The organism is Shewanella fidelis ATCC BAA-318 (genome assembly GCF_000518605.1).
Classification (GTDB): Bacteria; Pseudomonadota; Gammaproteobacteria; order Enterobacterales; family Shewanellaceae; genus Shewanella; species Shewanella fidelis.
On sequence record NZ_KI912459.1, the window covers coordinates 303,468 to 321,633 of the forward strand.

Consider the following 18,166-nt stretch of genomic DNA (forward strand, 5'->3'; position numbering starts at 1 on the left):
GAACCTAGAACCTAGAACCTAGAACCTAGAACCTAGAACCTAGAACCTAGAACCTAGAACCTAGAACCTAGAACCTAGAACCTAGAACCTAGAACTTAGAACCTAGAACTTAGAACCTAGGACCTAGGACCTAGGACCAGAACCTAGCGTCTAATCGCTTCATGCTCAGCTGTAACAGCAATCTCTTCTTCTAGAGCTTGCTCTTCGTTGTGGTGAGTGCTGTCTTCAGCACCGTGCATCCAGTCAACAAGCTTATCAGCCATAAAGTACAAGATCACACCTGAGATAGCCGCTGTAATTGCGATACCTGCGAAGATAGACATTGCGTTTGCAAGCTGTTCTTCTTTTTCACCGCCATGGCCAATGAACGAACCAACAACACCGCCAATCTTGTTTGCAGCAGCAATGAATAGGAACCACGCACCCATCATTAGAGAAGCAATACGCAATGGAGCAAGCTTAGTTACCATAGATAGACCAATAGGTGATAAACATAGTTCACCCATTGTATGGAAGAAGTATGCACCTACTAACCACCACATGCTTGACTTAGCGTTAGCATCACCGTCCATTTGCAGTACGGCACCAATCATGAATAGGAAACCAACAGCAAGAAGGAAAAGACCTAATGCAAACTTAACAGGAGAGTTAGGCTCATTCTTGCCTAAACGGATCCAGATAGATGCAATCACAGGTGCAAAGATAACAATAAAGATAGCGTTTAGTGACTGGAAGTAAGTCGTTGGTACTTCCCAGCCACCAATCATACGATCAGTAAAGTCGTTGGTGAACAGGTTCATTAGACCGCCAGCTTGCTCAAAGCCAGCCCAGAAAATAATAGTGAATAGACCCATGATCATAATCACTTTGATGCGGTCACGTTCAACTTTAGTTAGAGGCTCTTTACGTACTTGGCCAGACTCAGCAGCTTTTTGTTTTTCAAGCTTTGCAGCAGGAACAGTACCAATGTCACCCAGTAGCTTTTGTGCGAACATGAATTGAATGATTAGCGAGATAACCATACCAACACCAGCACAGAAGAAACCTGCTTGCCAGTTGTTGATAAAGACTTCTTTACCATCAACAATCGCATTGTGGCCAAAGCTTGTATAAGCCCAAGCAACAACGAAACCTGAAAGTGCAGCACCTAAGTTGATACCCATGTAGAAGATAGTGAACGCGCCATCACGACGGTGGTCACCTTCTTCATATAAGTCACCAACCATAGTAGAGATGTTTGGCTTAAATAGACCGTTACCAATAATAAGAGTGCCTAGACCGATATAAAATACCATGGTTGCAGAACCTGGTACCCATTCGTGTGGCGCAGCTAACAGGAATTGGCCTGCCGCCATTAATGCACCACCGATATAAATTGATTTACGTTGGCCTAAGATGTTGTCGGCTAACCAACCACCAAACAGTGGGGTTAAATAAACTAAAGCAGTAAATGTACCGTAAAGCGAAAGTGCGTCAGCTTGGGTCCAGCCTAAACCACCACCGCCTTGGTGATTAACTTGGTCTACTAGATAAAGAACCAAGATAGCTCGCATCGCGTAATAACTAAAGCGTTCCCATAATTCTGTTGTAAACAACAGGAACAGTCCCTTAGGATGGCCGAGCATTGTCCCCGGAGGTTTTGCTACGTTCATGTTTTTCCACCTTCACTTGTGATTGCCTGCAACTGAAATTTTCGTTGCAGAAATTTATTTCTTAAATTTTTTAACTAAAAAAACGTACTAACCAGCTTTAAATGTTAATTTGTTGGCTGATTTGTAGTGTATTTAGCTGTTTTATTGTTGGCTTGTATTCTGTTTTTTCTGATCTGCCGCAAAAAATAGCGTCAAATGCGATAAAGCCTACCTTATATACCCTTTATGGGGCGAGAAAGTCAATTTTGACAGAGTGACTGGTGGTAAAATGAGCTGTTGTTGGTTCTGTACGCGAACAAACCAATTGATGGTGCGAGTGTCGAAGTTTTGACGCTATGGCACTTTCTATCATCGGCATAAATTTGCTAATATCTCTGGCTCAGTAATTAAGGCGTAAAATGCTTTTAGTAAAAGGAAGTCATTGCAATGAAAGCATGGTATTTAATCTATTGTAAATCTCGAGGAGAAGCTCGAGCGCAGCAGAATTTGGCACTGCAACAGATTGAAACCTACTTGCCTACCTATCCAGAAGAAAAGAAAGTCAAAGGCGAACTAACCGTCAAACGTGTATCGCTGTTTCCTAGTTATCTTTTTGCTTATTTTGACCCCAATATCACCAGTGTCGCCAAAATTCACAACACTCGCGGAGTGGTTCGAATTGTGGGTTGCAAAGAGCTAATGACACCGATAGACGATAGCGTTATTCATGCCATAAAAATGCGTGAACATAAGATACTATCGAGCAAATTAACTTCAGCATCTCCATCAGCAGTTGAACCTGAGCCTAAATTAAACCAAGGCGATAAAGTGTGCTTTACCAAAGGTCCCTTTGCAGAACTTGAGGGGATTTTTGACGAAGAAAATGGCGAAAAGCGTTGTTTTGTCCTGTTCGAATTAATGGGCAAACAACAGCGTGTAATAGTCGATAAAGATACAATCCAATCTGTTAAGAAACACGATTAGCACTCACTTGATACTTAATGGTTAATCTACAAGGCTGATGCGTTGAATATATCGGATGCATATGCCGTTGTTGTATAAATCGCTGAATAGCCAAATGCATAATCTTAAAAGTGCAATCTTTAATATGTCTTGTGTATGGCTGTTCAGAGGAGCGCGGCTGAAATTACCGAGGACTATGATTACTGAGGCTGAATAGATACTGGCTGTGAGAGGTTTAGCGTGTGAGATACTTAGCATAGATCCACTCGTTATTAAGATAAGTTTTTTATTATTAGATGTTGTTTATAAGTTTAATATTTTTTTGCAGAGGTTTTTCGGCGCTTAATAACTTTTAATGGCTTTTCATTTAAGTGGGTTATAAATGAACGATATATTTTGTGGAGGTATGAGTTAGCTTCCATGGAATAGGGACTATGCAAGCCATTAAAAAATTAATAATACGACTAGGGATAGCAAGTGCATGTTTATGCCTTGTATTAGTATTTATTGTGAGTCAGTTATACGCCAGCATGATGGCCTACGCCGATCCTTCCCGCCCCAGGAATATGGGCGTATACCGCTGCACTTCGAGTAATCCAAATAGTGAATACACACTGGTCGCAAAGGTTAGGAATAACCAGATTTCCACTAAAACCGCAGTAGGTGATGTGCTTACAACGATAGAAATGGTTAAAGGCGCTTGGGAGTTTAACTGTAGCCAAGATTTTTTATATCCCGCTTTTCCAAATTCCGGAAATTGGTATCTGGGTTTAGACACCATGAATTTACCTGCGTGGGAAAATGATCCTACAGTGTGTTTGTTGCCTGAACAGCAACATATTGGAATACGTTTTTATAATGCTTATGGCAATGCGATGGCCTGCGGTGTATCAGGCGATGCTTACAGCAATAGAATTATTGAAATGGCAAACGGCAGCGTGATGACTGCCTCTGCAAATTATAATCCGTTTGCAGAACTTGTTCGAACAGGTGATTTGCCCCTTGGTGAATATCAATTACCCGATAAACTGCCACTGTTCAGTTTGGGTTGGTATATCACCAGTTATGGTGTGGCGCAGGGGATGTTTACTTTGCATCTGACCAATACAAGCATGGATGTTAGGTAGTGAGTCATGCCTATGAGCGTGATTAATGAATTCTTGTAAACAGCTAACAGTAGGCTGAAGTATTTCTGGTAAATATCGGCTTTCTAAACATCAGCTAAATGTACTGATAGGCATATTTAAACAATTAAAGCTTAAATATGCCGTTGGTTGCTAAAGCGTATTTAAGCACAATGACCAATATTAACAGCCTATGATATTGAAATTAATGTTTAATACTTCAAAAGTTTGATTGAGCTTTAATTAACAAAAGGCGAGCATGTCAAAAATAGTAAAGTAGGTTTATTTCTATGTTGTTTGTGAGATATTCGCCATAGCTGTTAATTTTATACATTATTGTGTATTTCAAATGCAGGAAAATGCGTTCAAAACAACGCTACAGTTTATGTTTGCATTAATGAGTAATTGTACAGCTTAGATAAAGGCTAAATAGTTGGCACGATAAGGGGAAGATGGGTAGTAGCTTGCTAAATTTTCTTTAGTAACCGCAAAAGTAGAAGTCTTTGTAAAAATGATAAGTGCTTAGTTATTTAACTTTAGGCGACTAATCTTTCAGCAGTTGTTGCAAGATGTTAGTTTACATTACTGCGGTTCTATTCATAGTCGTGTATAATCTTGCGCTGCTCGAACAGAGCCTGCCAGTTGAAGTGCCTGTTAGGTACTAAAGGCTGATTCTAGTTGAATGTCAGTTTGAGTCGTAAAATTATAAAAATTGTAAGTTGCTTTAATATAGCGGTATTCGTTAGTGTGCGTCAGTTGTTAGCGAAAGCCTCTACATTAAGTCTATTTAGTTTTTTATGACCAAAAAAGGAAAACTTGCAAAGCAGGTGGGCATGTTGGAAGCCGTAATCCATGGGCGGTAGCGTGTCTAAAAGCAAATGAACTTGCGTTTTTCTGGTATTAAAGGGCTTGATGCTGAAAGGTGGATAAACTGTTTTAACCAAATATCGAGCAAACTTCTTAAATCATCTTCCATTATTTTTAACCTCTCTTGGAGACAATCGGTGCTTAACAAGACTAAAAAACTCATCATAGCTGGCATGTCAGCGCTGATCTTATTGTCGGGGCAGGCTTATGCAATTACGCCTTCACCACAGATGATAGAGCAGTTTAAAAATCTTCCGGCATCAGAGCAGCAACGCTTAGCTAAGCAATATGGCATCTCGCCATCTATGATCGGTGGCTCATCAGCACAAGCAAAGATTGCGAACCCTGAGGTTGTGCAACAACGTGCAGCAGCGAATAAGGTTGTTGACCAGTCAGCTAGCGCCAAAAATGATTTAAATTTTACGCAGAATAGCAATAAGAATGAATTAAAGCGTTTTGGTTATGATTTGTTCCAAGGCGAGCCGACAACTTTTGCACCAGTTTCTGACGTGCCGGTTCCAAGTGAATACCTAGTTGGACCAGGCGACAACATTAAGGTGCAGCTTTACGGTAAAGATAATAAAGAATACGACCTTATAATTAACCGTGAAGGTGTGATTCAGTTTCCTGAACTGGGTCCTATCTCAGTTGCGGGGCTAACCTTTAGTGAAGTGCGTGATACGCTATCAAGCCGCATTACACAGCAGATGATTGGTATTGAATCAAATATCACCATGGGCGAATTACGCTCAATTCGTATTTTTGTAGCCGGTGATGCATACAAACCAGGCTCTTACACGGTTTCTAGTCTTTCAACGATTACTCAAGCTTTGTTTGTTGCTGGCGGTGTAAATGAAATTGGCTCTTTACGTAATATTCAAGTAAAGCGTAAAGGCAAGCTTGTAGGTAGCATGGACCTGTATGATTTGCTACTACGTGGTGACGCCTCAGGCGATATTAACCTGCGTTCAGGCGATGTGGTTTTTATTCCTTCTGTTGGTGGTTTAGTAAGTGTTACCGGTGAAGTACGTCGTCCTGCTATCTATGAGCTAAAGCAAAACGAGACAATGGCTCAGGTAATTGAAATGGCTGCAGGCATTAAGCCTGGTGCTTACCCAAGACAAAGTAGCGTTGAGCGCTTTAACGACAATAGCTTAAAGTCTATCTTAAATGTTGACTTAACAACTAAAGCAGGCAAAGCGACTAAAGCCCTTGCTGGTGACGTTATTCAAGTTAAGAGTGCAACAACCCAATATGAAGATGCGATTACTGTGGTAGGTGCCGCAGTTCGCCCTGGTAAATATCAGTGGTATCAAGGCCAAAAGATTAGCGATTTGGTGCCATCTATTTGGGGCGATTTAAATGTCTCAGTTGATCTTGAATATGCAATCGTAGTTCGTGAAATTAATAAACAAGGTGACATTCAGGTCTACCAATTCTCACCAGTAAAAGCGATTAATGCTAAAGACCCATCACAAAACTTGACGCTTCAAGCGCGTGACAAAGTGATTTTCTTTAACTTTAGCGACTTAGCGCAAAATCGTTATGAACTAAACAAGTTAGTTAAACAAAGAGTTCAGAAAGTTCAGTCATTATCTAGTAATTCATTAATTGGTAATGACTTATTTAGTGCAGGATTTTCTCAGTTAAGCCAGATGGAGTTTACAGACCGTAAGCAACTTGGCGGAGTCGTCATTAATAGTCAGCAAAAAGATCAAGACCCAACGGTTAAAGCCGTTAAAGGTGAAGTCAACAAGATGTTGATAAACCTTTTTGAAGACCGTGATTTAATTCAGTTAAGTGGTCAAATGAATCGTAGTGAATTGCTCTATCCTGTAATTATGAAACTCAATAGTCAAGGCCGTGCAGGTGATGGCGTAAAAGCAGTTGCTATTAATGGCCGCGTAAACAACCCCGGCATTTATCCGTTAACAGTTAACGCTCGAATTAAAGATTTAGTTATCGCAGCAGGCGGCTTGGAAGAGGGTGCTTATACAACTCGTGCAGAGCTCACAAGTACTCATACGACTATTGACGGTTCAGTTATAAAGCACACTAACATTGGCTTAGAAGCCGCATTAAATGGTGACGAGACACAAAACATCGTAATTAAAGGCCGCGATATTTTAACGGTAATGACTACACCAGACTGGCAAGAAAATAAGTCAGTTGAAATTCGCGGTGAAGTTAAATTCCCAGGTACCTATAATATCCGCCGTGGTGAGACGTTGTCAGATGTATTACTGCGTGCAGGTGGATTTACTGAATATGCCTATTTACCTTCATCTGTATTCGTTCGCGAATCTGTGCGTCAACAAGAGCAGCTTGAAATTAAGAAGCTTGCAGACCAACTTCGTCGTGATATAGCAACACGAGGTGTATCTAAAGACGGTAATGTCGTTAATTACTCAGACGCACAAATGATGTTAACCGATTTAGAAACGATCAAAGCGGTTGGCCGCTTAGTTGTTGACCTATCGGCAATATCTGTTGGTATTAAGCAGGCTGATTTACAGCTTGAAGATAAGGACGTTTTATATATCCCATCGACTAAGCAAACGATTGCGGTAATGGGCGAAGTACAACATGCTGCAACTCATCGCTTTAAAGAAGGTCAAACAGTTGAACAATATCTTGCTATGTCTGGTGGTGTACGTGAACGTGCTGATGACGATAGAACATATGTAATTAAAGCAGACGGCTCTGTAATGCTCCCAAGCCGCTCTATGTGGTTCAGCAGTGAAACCAGCTTACAACCTGGTGATACCATCATCGTTCCACTTGATACAGAGTACAAAGACAACCTTACGCTTTGGACACAAGTAACAAGTATCATCTACAACACAGCAGTCGCTTTCGCCACAGTTGCGAACTTATAACGATTTGAGAAAGTATGGAATGCCACAGAACAGCATATTTGAGCCAAATGCCAACTTTAAGCTAGAAAGAGAAGCACCTAAATGTCGAATGAAATAAATAGATTGTCACTGAGCAACCAATTTACTGCAGATGATACTGAAATTGACATTAGGGAAATATTCTTTGCAGTCTGGCAAGGGAAATGGTTAGTAATAGGTATTACTGCAATATTTGCAATATTTTCAGTTATATTTGCACTCCTGCAGCCTAATATATATAAATCTGAAGTCTTACTTGCTCCGGTAGGAGAAGAACAAGCTGGTGGTTTGAGTGGTCTTGCGAGCCAGTTTGGAGGATTGGCAAGTATCGCGGGGATAAACGTGGGAAATGGAGGTGGTGTTGATAAAACTCAGATGGCAATCGAAGTTTTGAAGTCACGGCAATTCGTAAGTCAGTTTATTCAGAAGCACAATATACTAGCAGACCTTATTGCTGCAGAGACTTGGGATCTAACGACAAATACACTGAGCTACACTGAAGAGCTTTACGATGCAAAGTTAAATGTTTGGACTCGAGAGGTTAAAAAGCCATTCAAACCAGAACCCTCGATGCAGGAAGCTTTTAAAGTGTTTTCCGATGTTGTTTCTGTAAACCAGTTTAAGGAGACTGGTATGGTTACTGTTTCAGTTGAACATGTGTCTCCTTATGTTGCACAACAGTGGGTTGTTTGGCTTGTTGAAGATATTAACTCGGTTATGAAAGAAAGAGATGTTTCTGAAGCAATTAAAAGCAGTGAGTTTTTGAATAAGCAAATCGCGCTTACAAATGTAGCAGATATTCGCTCTATTTTATACAAGCTGATTGAGGAACAAGCCAAAACAATTATGTTTGCAGAAGTTCGCGATGAATACGTCTTTAAAACTATTGATAAGGCTATTGTACCCGAAGAAAAATTTAAGCCTAGTAGAGCGCTAATTTGTATTCTGGGTACTTTGATTGGTTGCTTTTTATCCATAGCATTTATACTTATTCGATATTTTTCAAGAAAGTCATGAATTAATTGGTTGTTGAAATGAATTACAAGTTAAATAAAGCGGTTGCCACAGAAACGTATACTAAAGCGCGTAAAGTTGAAAGCCGATTTAAGTCCCAAAGTCAGGTGCTGAAACAAAGAACAATATACGTTTATTGTCCAGCTGAACATGAAGAAGACATTGCAGATATAGTGGCTGACTATTCGTTTGATATAGTAATCAATGACTACACTTTAATAGATTTTAGTTGTAAGGTTATTTGCCATTATGAAAGTGCACGTTTAACGAAAACTCAGAGACAGTTTTTAGTCAATGCGACAGAACTAGGTGCTTGGGTAGAGCCTTTTGTTAGTTACTTAGACGCAAGACTAGGGTATACGGAAGTAAGGCTACTTCATAGTGGTTACTTTTTGCACCAGAAAGCTTTTTCTATTTTGTCAACAAAACGAACACAGTTAGCTAAAAGGTTTATTGATATCATTTCTGCCACTATTCTTGGTTTAGTAGCGTTACCTTTAGGTCTTTTAACAGCTATTGCTATAAAGATTGAAAGCCCTGGTCCAGTTTTCTATCGCCAGATCAGAACTGGTCAATATAATGATGAGTTTAAAGTTATTAAGTTTCGCTCTATGCGTAATGATGCTGAAAACACTGGAGCTCAGTGGGCTTCAAAAAATGATGCTAGGGTAACTGCCGTTGGCAAGTTTATTCGAAAAACAAGAATAGACGAACTACCGCAAGTTATCAATATTCTTAGAGGTGAAATGTCTATAGTAGGACCTAGGCCTGAAAGAGAGGTTTTTATTTCAAGTTTAGAAAAAGAGATTGCTTATTACCGCTTTAGACACGCGGTTAAACCAGGCGTCACTGGTTTAGCGCAGGTAAGTTACCCCTATGGAGCCTCGATAGAAGATGCAGTATGGAAGCATAAATATGACATATTTTATATTAAGCACCATAGCTTACTGTTAGATTTTAAAATTTTAATGAAGACTATAAAAGTTGTTTTATTTGGTATGGGGCGTTAGATGGAACCTCTTGTATCAATTGTAATGCCGGCATTTAACTCAGAGTTGACAATAAATGAAAGCATTGAATCTGTATTATATCAGACATATAGTAACTGGGAGTTATTAATAACAGATGACTGTTCTACTGATAAAACAGCTAATATTGCAAAGCAGTTGTGTAAATTAGATTCAAGGATTCATTTTTATTCACTAGATTTTAACTCTGGTGCCGGTGCCGCTCGCAATAACTCAATTAGAGTTGCGAAAGGCCGTTATATAGCGTTTTTAGATGCAGATGATCTTTGGATGAATAATAAACTCGAACTTCAAGTTAAACATATGCAATTGACAAACAGTTTATTATCATACACTGCTTATCAAAAGTTTAGCGCTAAAGGAGACGGTGGTGTTATTTTTCCAAAAGCAAGTGTTTCATATAATGAATTGCTTTATGGTAATGTTATCGGGTGTTTAACAGCCATGTACGATCAACATGCTTTAGGGAAACGATATATGCCTCTAATTAGAAAAAGGCAAGATATGGGACTTTGGCTAGATATTTTAAAGGATATTGATGAAGCTAGTTTGGTTCCTGATGTTCTCGCTAAATATAGAATCGATAGCGGTATGACGCAAAATAAACTAACTGTGCTCGGGTATCAGTGGCGCTTTTATAGAGATGTAGTTAAGCTAGGTTTTCTTAAAAGTACTGGAGTGTTTGTTGTTTATGGTGTGAAAGGTTTGTTCAAATTTCTTAGCTAATTATTTAGTGTTAGTTGATGTTCCTTATAATTAAAACAATAATTTATAAATTGGAGTTGTTATGAAAGTTACGGTTGTTGGTTCCGGTAATGCTGGTTGTGCACATACTTGTAAATTAATAGAAAGAGGACATGAGGTTACTTTGTTAAAAACTTCAAATTCTTTGCATAATGATAATTATGAAAAGATACTAACAACTGGGCAGATTAAGTATTACGAAGCTGATGACAAACAGTTAAAAGTGGTTAAGCCAAGTTTAATAACAAGAGATTTTCAGAAAGCATTTTCTCAATCAGAAGTTATTATGGTAATGAGTCAAACTTTGCAGCACACAGATTTGGCGAAGAAAATTATAGACTCAGTAAATCTCGATAGCTTGAAAGCTATTGTTATCATTCCAGGGTATTTAGGTAGCTTGTTATTTAAAGAATTACAAACTATAAAGCCTGAACTAATCATTTGTGAAGGCGAGTCAACTCCATATGACGCTCGAATTATTGAGCCTGGAGTGGTACAAATACTATTCGAAAATGCGCGCAATGCGCTAGGCTTCCTACCTGCAAGTGCTGCCGATAGAGGTTTAGCCTTCTGTAAAGAGCTTTTGCCTAACTATCAGTTTTCTCGCTCTAATATTGTAGAGTCTGCGTTACATAATCCAAATTTAATTGTACACACTATTGGTGCAATAATGTCAGCCCCTCGTATTGAATTTAGTCAAGGAGAGTTCTGGATGTATCGAGAAGCGTTTACTCCATCAATTTGGAATATGATTGAAAAGTTAGATGAAGAAAAAAACAAAGTTATTGAAATGTTTGGGGGGACACCTTCTCCTTACATCGAAGAATGTAAGTGGAGAAATGAAGATGATTTATCACTAGATGCTGCTGTTGTTTTCAGAGGGTATGCTGAACACGGCGGACCTAAAGGACCGGAATCCTTGAATACAAGATTTATTTATGAAGATGTGCCAATGGGGTTAGGTTTGCTAGAGTCACTTTCCCAAGCAGCCGGTCTTGAAACACCAATTGCTACGTCTTTAATTAATATTTCATCGGCATTGCATAAAGTCGATTATAGAGCACGAGCAAGGACATTGAAGTCACTTAACCTTGAGTGTGAAAGTCTTGAAAGTGTAAAAGATATTATTAGCGAGTAGGTAAAAATGAAACTAGGTGTATTGACAAGTTTTGATAAAGACCATGTTAACTTCGTAAGCGCGTGTAAAGAATTAAACATAGAGTTTGAATTAGTCGATTTTTTAGCTCCAGACTGGTTACGGAAAGTTAAAGAATCTAAATGTGATGGATTTTTAGCTAGACCTTCCTGTGATATGCAAGAGCGTAAGTCATGTTTCGATGAAAGGCTATTTATACTTAATAAAGTAATGAAAAAGCCCATATACCCTTCTTTTGATGAGTTGTATATATATGAAAATAAGAGAAATATGTACTATTGGTTAGAGGCGAACGATTATCCGCACGCAAAAACACTTGTTTTTTTACGAAGAGACGAGGCGTTAGCTTATGCTGATAGTTGCCAGTACCCTTTGATAGGTAAAAGCAATATCGGTGCAGGCTCTTCAGGTGTGATTAAGATAAATAAAGCTTCTGAACTGAAGTCTTATATTAATAGAATATTTGGGAAATTAGATGGTAAAATTTGCTTTGGGCGCTCACCGACATCAAACAAAGTAAAAATTCCGTTACCTGTAATAGGGAAAGCGCAAAAGCACTACGTGATACTGCAGGAATGTATTGATGTAAAGTGGGAATGGCGAATAATTAAGATTGATAATTCATTCTTTGGGTATCGAAAGCTGCTCGGTGAGAACGGTTTTGCTAGTGGTAATAACTTAGACGGCTGGGGAAAACCACCAAAAGAATTATTACTGATGGTGAAGAGTATATGTGAGAAGGGTGATTTTAAATCTATGGCTGTAGATATATTAGAGTCTAATTCTGGCGAGTTTTTTGTCAACGAATTACAATCACATTTCGGGTCATACAACCCTTCACAAATGTATATCGATGATAAGCCTTGTCGTTTTACGTGGTCTGATTCAAAAAACGATTTTGAATTAGAGGAAGGTTATTTTTGTCAAAATGGTTGTGCCAATTTGCGAGTTAGCCATTTTCTCAAATTGTTAGGTTGACTCTGATATAGCTATGAATCTAAGTAAATTGTTGTCGAATTTTTTAAATTTAAGCTCAATTAATATCGTTGGTATGTTAATCCCAATTTTAACGATGCCAATATTAAGCAGGGCATTAGATTCAGAGCTTTTTGGCAAGGTACTTTTATATAACACAATACTTCAATTTGGGTTTATTGTCGTAGATTATAGTTTTAATTACACTGGTTCTCGAGAGATTGCAGCAAGGTTAAGTGACAGAACTGCTAAACTTAAAATTTACTTAGATGTTCAGGCCTGTAGAGCTGTGCTGCTTATCTCATATACACTGCTTATTCCGCTTATTTTTACTATTTTAAACGACTTTGATTACATTAATACTTTTGCATTCGTAGGTATAGGGCTTGCTGGTCACTGGTTGTTATCAGTTTGGTACTTTCAAGGTGAGTCAAACCTCAAAATAGTGGCTCTAGCAACGATAGCAGCAAGATTATGTTACTTATTAACGTTAGTTTGTTTAGTTCGAGAACAACAGGATTTTGACTTAGTCATTTTTAGTAACGTCGTGCCACTTTTCCTAGCAGGTTTATTTGTTTGTGTTAAAAGCGGAAACTCAAAGCACTATAAATGGCATGATATTGTGCGTGCTTGTGGGAATATAGGCACAAATATTAAAAGTGGTGCAAATGTTTTTGTTGGAGATTTTGCTCCTAACTTGTATAACAACGTACCTATGATGTTTATTGGTGTTACGTCCAGCGGGACCTTGTTTGCAGCCTATGCTGTAGCAACACGGATATGTAATGCGTGTGTGTCAATTCAAGGCATGATGGCAAAGGCGCTTTATCCACTAATGGTGTCAAGTAAAGCGCCTAGGTTGAAGTTTGCTTTTTTGTGTAACATATTTTTATCGTTAGCAGTTAGTAGCACGATTTATTTTTTTGCTGAGGATATTATTTCTATACTGTTAGGGCCTGGATACGATTCGTCTATTGATTTTATTCGTGTAGCAATATTTGGAGTCTTTTTTGTGGCGATAGCGAATAGTTTTGGTCAAGGTTACTTTCTACCCAATAAATTAGACCGAATATTCAGAAATATCTCATTGTTTGTCTCAATAGTTTCAGCAATCGTGGGGGGATTCTTACTCTACTTTTATGATGTATGGGGAGCTGTGTATTTGCTTCTTTTTGCTCGAGTACTATTTGCTATAACTTATTACATTACTTATCTTTACTATAAAGATAGTCTACATACTTAATTTGGATTTATTATGTTTAATGGAAGTAGCTTTTCTATTGCTATATCAACGGTGAAAGAAGGAATCTTTAAGGTAGACAGCATAGTTAAAGAACTTGTTGATGCGAAATTAGACTTTGAGCTTGTCGTTTGTCATCAACTACTTTTTGAGCAAGATAGAGCCGAGTATATAAGTGAAAGAGAAGCGTTAAGCAAAAAATACAAATCGATAAAAATTGTTGTTGATGCAGAAAAAGGCTTATCTAGAAGTAGAAATAAAGCACTAGAAGTGTCTACTTCTGATTTTGTTTTTTTGTCTGATGACGATAATGTGTTTTTAGCAAAAGGTGTGCGAGAAACATTAGCCTACATGGAGAGTAATGCGGTTGATATTTCAATTGGTCGAATTACCACTCCTGAAGGACTTGACTTTAAAAACTATCAAGAGAAGAGCAGCCTTGTGACGTCACTGAACTCAGGCTCTGTAAGTAGTTTAGAGGTTTGTATATCAAAAAAGTGTATTAGAGATAAAATGCTTAGATTTGATGAAAGGTTTGGATTAGGTACCGAACTACCTTCATGTGAGGAATTTATCTATATCAATGATGCGATAAAGAGGAATGCTAAGGTTAGCCGTACAAGGATTTATGTAAACAAACATCCCATGGAGTCATCAGGAAAGGATTTAACTGTAGCAAAAACGATTGTGGCTAAAGGCGCAGCATTTAGAAGGGTCTTTGGTTTTGCAGGGGTATTTGTAATAGTTTTATTCGCATTACGCAAGGCAAGTAGTTTTAATAATTTGTCATTCATTCTAAAGAATAGCTTCAGAGGGTACTCAGTAGTTGATATATCCAAGCGTTAATAATATCTCTAAATTTTTTTTGCTATCTTTGTTAGTTGTTGCTCCATTTTTAACTGTTCTAACTAGTAAGTTCGGTTTTATCAACCCTTTACTCGGAAAACTGTTAGGTGGGTATAAAGAGATAAGTCAAGTTTTTATTATCTCGGTTCTTTTTATAGGGGTGATTAAAAATAAACGGCTGTCATTTAACTATTACTCAACTCTGCTGTTTTTTTTCGCCTTTTACGCAATTTTACATGTCATTGGTCAAGTAAATCTTGGCTTAATGTTCGATGGTGCAAGATACCAACTTGGTTACTTGGTTATATTTACGCTCATTTGTATCATTCCACACGCACAGGAGCGGGCTAGTATAAATGTGGATTTGTTGGCAAAGATTGTATTTATTCAGACGCTAATAGCCGTCGTAGTTGGTGTTGTGGAGTTTTTTAACCCAAGTATTATCGGCTTCTTATACGGCATAGATAAAGACATGATGGAGCATGTAACCTTAGCTGCTGGTTTTAGATTAATTTCCGTTTTCGGTAATCCGATTAATTTTGGAGGATTTCTATGTGTTGGACTTGCCGCATCATACTATTTAGCGGTAAAAAAGACTAAACCTTTAGTTTGGCTTGCTTTTTGGGTGTACTGGATTGTTTTAGTATTTCTAGTGTTTTTTACTTTGAGTCGTTTGGCTTTAATAGCTTTTTTTGCACAAACTATTTTAATCTTGATGTTTAATTTATTTAGACGCGAAATAGTTACTAAAGTGTTTTTTATTACTTTTCTGCTTGTTCTTATGCCATTTGTATTCGAATTGTTAAATAGCTTCGATAGCCTCTATGAAAGATTTTTTAAGCTTTTAAGCTTGGAAACCTATACTGATAATGCTCGAGTTAACAACTGGTTTGGAGCGCTCGATAATCTTCACTATTTTACTAATTGGCTTTGGGGTTTTGGTGTTGGCGCCTCGAATCCAGCCTTAGGTAGCGGCGGTTACATGATCGAAAATGGATTTGTTTCGATTTTGATAGACTTTGGCCTTATTGGTTTAACTTTTTATGTTGCAATATGGTTACTTTCATTTTTTATCATGTTCACTATAAGAAAGAAGCTAAACAATGAGTTTTATTTCATTTTTTTGTTTTTAGTCTGTTTTATGTTGATGTCATTTGGTAATGATTACAATCGTAACTTTCCATTTGTTATATACTTCTGGCTTGTAGTCAGTTATTTATTTACTAGGGCTAATAAGTATAAAGGGTACCAAGAATGTTAGTTGCACATTTCGTTTATAACTTTTGGAATTATAGTGGAGCGACTGCGCAGGCAGTTAAACTTGCAGACAGTTTAAATTCTACATCAGATGTTAAGTCTATATTTTTCAATAATACAGTAAACTCTTTAAAATGGTATCGAGAATCAGTAGTTGAAGATAAAATTGTTATAGATTTGCCTAACAATTTACTGCTAAAGCTGTTTTCAATATTAGCTACTAATAAAAAATATAACCCTGATGTATATCATTTTCATGGATTTCACCGGTTAGGGCTTATTCTTACAGTTCTATTGAACATACCAACATTTTTTAAGTGCACTTTGTTAGGTAAAGATGATTTTCCAAGCCTTTTAAAAGGCCGAAATAGATCATTAACTTACTTTATCTTGGCTAGAATAGGTAAGATAAATTGTCTAAACCGAGTAATACAAGATTTGAACTATGAATGTATACCAGATGCTAATTTGGAGATAATACCAAATGGCGTTGTGATGCCAGTAGATGTAGAGAGGTCACTCTATAACCAAAAAAAGAAATTCTTTTTATTCGCGGGAGCAATCGTAGAGAGAAAACAACCCTTAGAAGTCATACGCTTTTTCAATGATAACTATGCATCACAAGGTTATAATTTGATCCTAGCAGGCCCTCATGACAGCAGCGTTGCAGAATTTGAGCAAGACTATTTTGAGCTTTGCAAAGCCGAGTCCCAGCGTTTTAACTCAGAGCAAATTCAGTTCGTAGGTAATGTCGAGAGCAGCCGGCTTAAAAAGTACTATGCTCAATCAACAGGACTTATCTTTTTTTCATTGAGGGAAGGTACGCCAAACGTTGTGCTAGAAGCTATGTCTTGGGATTGTCCGGTGATATTTTTAAAGCGAGATGTTATCGTTGCAGATCTTATTGGATATGAATTAAGTGTAACACTTTCACTTGACAACTTTGATTCTCCAGGGCCTGAACCAGAAATGCTGCTAAGTATTGCTCGAGATGGTTTAGCTTCACAACGAGCAAGATTGTTCGACATTGATCAAACAGCTGTTAAACATTACACTTTGTATCTAGAAATGCTAAAGACTTAGTCCTATAAAGTAGGGGGAAATATTTTTGATGTGGTGCATCGCTATAGATATTTTCTTTTTCCTATAGGTCTGCTAGGTAATATTTCTATGGTGTAATGATTCGCTTGAGTTTGCCTAAATAAGAATTAAGACACTCCATCTCATATCAATTACTATGGCTATACCAAATGGATAATTCAGTCCTAGTTACTGGCGGTTCTGGCTTTATAGGTTCTGCTTATGTACGTTATTTGTTGCGAGAAACAGATTACTATGTGGTTAATTTAGATAAATTGACCTATGCAACAGATAATAATTCGCTTAAAGATCTGGAACATTCAGCTCGATATAAGTTAGTAAAAGGTGATATTTGTGATAAGGCATTAGTAGATTCCGTACTGATTGAGTATCGCCCTACTTTTGTTGTACACTTGGCTGCTGAAAGTCATGTTGATCGCTCAATATCGGATCCCGCCGAATTTATTCAAACAAATATTATTGGTACATATTTTCTTCTCGAAGGGAGTCGAAATTATTACTCTATGCTTGAAGGGGAGAAAAGAAAGCGATTTCGTTTCCATCACATTTCAACCGATGAGGTATATGGGTCTCTGGCAGAACATGGGCTTTTTACAGAGCAATCAAGGTATAATCCAAGTTCGCCATATTCCGCGAGTAAAGCCGCATCAGATCATCTAGTTAGAGCTTGGTATCGCACATACGGTTTACCAGTGGTGTTGACAAATTGCTCTAACAATTATGGTCCTTTTCAGCATACAGAAAAGCTCATTCCTCAGACAATCATGAGTGCGTTAGCTGGAAAAACTATTCCTATTTACGGTAATGGCTTACAAATCCGTGATTGGTTATATGTCGAAGATCATGTTAAGGCGCTATATCAGGTAGTTTGTGCCGGTCAAGTTGGTGAAACCTATAATATCGGTGGAAATTGTGAAAGACGCAATATTGATGTTGTGAATACAATTTGTGAATTGTTAGAAGAGTTAGTTCCAGAGAGCACGTACTCACTGGCTTCGTGTAGCAATGGTATTGGGTTTAAAAGTTTAATCTCATATGTGGAAGATAGACTTGGTCATGATGTTCGTTATGCGATTGATTCGAGTAAGATTCAACGTGAACTTAATTGGAAACCGATTGAGTCTTTTGAGTCAGGTCTTAGGAAAACTGTTGAGTGGTATGTAAATGAGGTCGGTAAAGTCTGACATGGAGCGGTGGAATATTTTTGCGTGACAGTATTAAGGTCTTTAGCGGATTTACTTACGTTGCAACAAAGGCTGAGAGGGTCGTTTGATTCTAAAGCTTGGCCTTCTAAATACGAAAACAATTCAACTTTACAACTAG

14 protein-coding genes are annotated in these 18,166 nt (G+C 37.9%); 13 read left to right on the forward strand and 1 reads right to left on the reverse strand.

Annotated features, from left to right (window positions below; all coding sequences use genetic code 11):
- Positions 1–143: 143 nt before the first annotated feature.
- A complete protein-coding gene (locus L884_RS0117515) occupies positions 144–1,652 on the reverse strand; it encodes a peptide MFS transporter (RefSeq protein ID WP_028768716.1) in 1,509 nt (502 codons plus the stop codon).
- A 426-nt stretch (positions 1,653–2,078) separates the two neighbouring features.
- Between L884_RS0117515 and rfaH the strand changes: the two genes are divergently transcribed.
- The 13 genes from rfaH to rfbB all read left to right on the forward strand — a co-directional run bounded on the left by rfaH (position 2,079) and on the right by rfbB (position 18,027).
- Complete coding sequence (gene rfaH, locus L884_RS0117520; protein ID WP_028768717.1) at positions 2,079–2,615, forward strand: transcription/translation regulatory transformer protein RfaH; 537 nt, start codon at positions 2,079–2,081, stop codon at positions 2,613–2,615.
- Between the two features lie 413 nt (positions 2,616–3,028).
- Positions 3,029–3,721, forward strand: a complete 693-nt coding sequence (locus L884_RS0117525) for a hypothetical protein (protein ID WP_028768718.1) — start codon at positions 3,029–3,031, stop codon at positions 3,719–3,721.
- A 1,001-nt stretch (positions 3,722–4,722) separates the two neighbouring features.
- Complete coding sequence (locus L884_RS0117530; RefSeq protein ID WP_028768719.1) at positions 4,723–7,464, forward strand: SLBB domain-containing protein; 2,742 nt, start codon at positions 4,723–4,725, stop codon at positions 7,462–7,464.
- An 81-nt stretch (positions 7,465–7,545) separates the two neighbouring features.
- Positions 7,546–8,499, forward strand: a complete 954-nt coding sequence (locus L884_RS0117535; protein ID WP_028768720.1) for a Wzz/FepE/Etk N-terminal domain-containing protein — start codon at positions 7,546–7,548, stop codon at positions 8,497–8,499.
- A 17-nt stretch (positions 8,500–8,516) separates the two neighbouring features.
- Positions 8,517–9,506 carry a sugar transferase gene (locus tag L884_RS0117540; RefSeq protein ID WP_028768721.1) on the forward strand — a complete coding sequence of 330 codons (990 nt, stop codon included), beginning with the start codon at positions 8,517–8,519 and terminating at the stop codon, positions 9,504–9,506.
- Positions 9,507–10,250 (forward strand): glycosyltransferase family 2 protein, encoded by a 744-nt coding sequence (locus tag L884_RS0117545; RefSeq protein ID WP_028768722.1) that lies wholly within the window; start codon positions 9,507–9,509, stop codon positions 10,248–10,250.
- Positions 10,251–10,311: 61 nt separating this feature from the next.
- Positions 10,312–11,406, forward strand: coding sequence for an NAD/NADP octopine/nopaline dehydrogenase family protein (locus L884_RS0117550; RefSeq protein ID WP_028768723.1), 1,095 nt, complete (start codon positions 10,312–10,314; stop codon positions 11,404–11,406).
- A 6-nt stretch (positions 11,407–11,412) separates the two neighbouring features.
- Complete coding sequence (locus L884_RS0117555) at positions 11,413–12,402, forward strand: ATP-grasp domain-containing protein (RefSeq protein ID WP_028768724.1); 990 nt, start codon at positions 11,413–11,415, stop codon at positions 12,400–12,402.
- A 13-nt stretch (positions 12,403–12,415) separates the two neighbouring features.
- Positions 12,416–13,642 (forward strand): lipopolysaccharide biosynthesis protein, encoded by a 1,227-nt coding sequence (locus L884_RS0117560; protein ID WP_028768725.1) that lies wholly within the window; start codon positions 12,416–12,418, stop codon positions 13,640–13,642.
- Positions 13,643–13,654: 12 nt separating this feature from the next.
- Positions 13,655–14,485, forward strand: a complete 831-nt coding sequence (locus L884_RS0117565; protein WP_028768726.1) for a glycosyltransferase — start codon at positions 13,655–13,657, stop codon at positions 14,483–14,485.
- Positions 14,466–15,746: an O-antigen ligase family protein gene (locus L884_RS0117570; RefSeq protein ID WP_028768727.1), complete on the forward strand. Its 1,281-nt coding sequence runs from the start codon at positions 14,466–14,468 to the stop codon at positions 15,744–15,746. The genes L884_RS0117565 and L884_RS0117570 overlap by 20 nt, the downstream gene beginning before the upstream one ends.
- The gene (locus L884_RS0117575) at positions 15,740–16,825 is read left to right on the forward strand and encodes a glycosyltransferase family 4 protein (RefSeq protein ID WP_028768728.1); all 1,086 of its coding nucleotides are present in this window, start codon (positions 15,740–15,742) and stop codon (positions 16,823–16,825) included. The genes L884_RS0117570 and L884_RS0117575 overlap by 7 nt, the downstream gene beginning before the upstream one ends.
- A 167-nt stretch (positions 16,826–16,992) precedes the next feature.
- The gene (gene rfbB, locus L884_RS0117580) at positions 16,993–18,027 is read left to right on the forward strand and encodes a dTDP-glucose 4,6-dehydratase (RefSeq protein ID WP_028768729.1); all 1,035 of its coding nucleotides are present in this window, start codon (positions 16,993–16,995) and stop codon (positions 18,025–18,027) included.
- The last annotated feature ends 139 nt before the right edge of the window (positions 18,028–18,166 follow it).

Bases quoted from the DNA above. Each gene is read 5' to 3' on its own strand.
- L884_RS0117515 (WP_028768716.1), bottom strand. From the start codon at position 1,652: ATGAACGTAGCAAAACCTCCGGGGACAATGCTCGGCCATCCTAAGGGA.
- rfaH (WP_028768717.1), top strand. From the start codon at position 2,079: ATGAAAGCATGGTATTTAATCTATTGTAAATCTCGAGGAGAAGCTCGA.
- L884_RS0117525 (WP_028768718.1), top strand. From the start codon at position 3,029: ATGCAAGCCATTAAAAAATTAATAATACGACTAGGGATAGCAAGTGCA.
- L884_RS0117535 (WP_028768720.1), top strand. From the start codon at position 7,546: ATGTCGAATGAAATAAATAGATTGTCACTGAGCAACCAATTTACTGCA.
- L884_RS0117540 (WP_028768721.1), top strand. From the start codon at position 8,517: ATGAATTACAAGTTAAATAAAGCGGTTGCCACAGAAACGTATACTAAA.
- L884_RS0117545 (WP_028768722.1), top strand. From the start codon at position 9,507: ATGGAACCTCTTGTATCAATTGTAATGCCGGCATTTAACTCAGAGTTG.
- L884_RS0117550 (WP_028768723.1), top strand. From the start codon at position 10,312: ATGAAAGTTACGGTTGTTGGTTCCGGTAATGCTGGTTGTGCACATACT.
- L884_RS0117555 (WP_028768724.1), top strand. From the start codon at position 11,413: ATGAAACTAGGTGTATTGACAAGTTTTGATAAAGACCATGTTAACTTC.
- L884_RS0117560 (WP_028768725.1), top strand. From the start codon at position 12,416: ATGAATCTAAGTAAATTGTTGTCGAATTTTTTAAATTTAAGCTCAATT.
- L884_RS0117565 (WP_028768726.1), top strand. From the start codon at position 13,655: ATGTTTAATGGAAGTAGCTTTTCTATTGCTATATCAACGGTGAAAGAA.
- L884_RS0117575 (WP_028768728.1), top strand. From the start codon at position 15,740: ATGTTAGTTGCACATTTCGTTTATAACTTTTGGAATTATAGTGGAGCG.
- rfbB (WP_028768729.1), top strand. From the start codon at position 16,993: ATGGATAATTCAGTCCTAGTTACTGGCGGTTCTGGCTTTATAGGTTCT.